Raw genomic sequence first — 1362 nt, forward strand, 5'->3', positions numbered from 1 at the left:
GAGGGTGTCAGAAATTTTGTGTTCGGGCATAACATGAGTAAGAGGTGCATGTATGCCAACCAAAAAGAAACCCTTGCGTGACCTGCCCAAAATCCCCAAAGAGCTGCTGGAGCAGTTCGGTGAGGGCCTGATGACCGCAGAAGCTATCGAGGATGCCTCTGCGGCGTTCAAGAAGGCCCTGATCGAGCGCGCGCTGCATGCCGAGCTTGGTCACCACCTGGGCTATCCGCCGGGCGCGCAGCGCCCAGAGGATGAAAGCAACCAGCGTAACGGCAAGAGTGGCAAGACGGTTTTGACCGGCGATGGGCCGCTGCGGCTGGAAATCCCGCGCGATCGAGACGGCAGTTTTGCGCCCATTCTGATCCCTAAGCACGAGCGGCGGTACACCGGTTTCGATGACAAGATCATCGCCATGTACGCCCGTGGAATGACGGTCAGAGAGATCCGAGCCTTTTTGTCCGAGCAGTATGGAACCGACGTTTCACCCGATTTCATCAGCTCTGTGACAGACGAGGTCATGGAAGAGATTGGCGCATGGCAACAGCGGCCACTTGAGCCAATGTACCCGGTCATTTTCTTCGATGCGCTGCGGGTGAAGATCCGCGAAGAGGGCCTGGTGCGCAACAAGGCCATTTACCTGGCCCTGGGCGTTCTTCCCGATGGGACGCGGGATATCCTGGGCATCTGGATCGAGAACACCGAAGGTGCGAAGTTTTGGATGAAGGTCTTTAACGATCTCAAGACGCGCGGTGTCGAAGATGTGCTGATTGCCGTGACCGATGGCCTCAAAGGTATGCCAGAGGCTCTCAGTGCCGTGTTTCCAGAGACGACATTGCAAACGTGCATCGTGCACCTGATCCGCAACAGCCTCGACTACGCGGCTTGGGACAAGCGACGGGCTCTGGCCAAGGAACTGAAACCGATTTACCAAGCCATCAATGCCGAAGCAGCCGCGCAAGCGCTCGATGAGTTTGAGAACGGGCCGTGGGGTGAGAAATATCCGACGGTGGTGGCTGCCTGGAGGCGTGCCTGGGATCGAGTGATTCCATTTTTCGTCTTCCCACCAGCCATCAGGAAAGTGATTTACACCACCAACGCCATTGAGAGCATCAACGCCCAGCTACGCAAGGTCATCAAGACTCGCGGGCATTTCCCGAATGATGACGCAGCGACCAAACTGATTTGGCTGGGATTGCGCAACATAACAGCCAATTGGGGGAAACCGGCCCATGATTGGAAAAGCGCGATGAATCAATTTGCGATTCTGTACGGAGATCGGTTCATCAGGCCGACCTGGTGAGAATCAGGGCCTGCCTGACGGCAGGCCGTTACCGGCCCGCACACAAAAAATCTGACAGTCCC

Annotated in this window: 1 protein-coding gene; it reads left to right on the forward strand. The window is 56.7% G+C overall.

From position 1 onward, the window contains the following. The first annotated feature begins 52 nt into the window (after nt 1-52). Complete coding sequence (locus LIY45_RS30475; protein ID WP_226478707.1) at nt 53-1300, forward strand: IS256 family transposase; 1248 nt, start codon at nt 53-55, stop codon at nt 1298-1300. Nucleotides 1301-1362: the final 62 nt, after the last annotated feature.

The organism is Pseudomonas sp. MWU16-30323 (assembly GCF_020515595.1).
GTDB lineage: Bacteria > Pseudomonadota > Gammaproteobacteria > Pseudomonadales > Pseudomonadaceae > Aquipseudomonas > Aquipseudomonas yamanorum.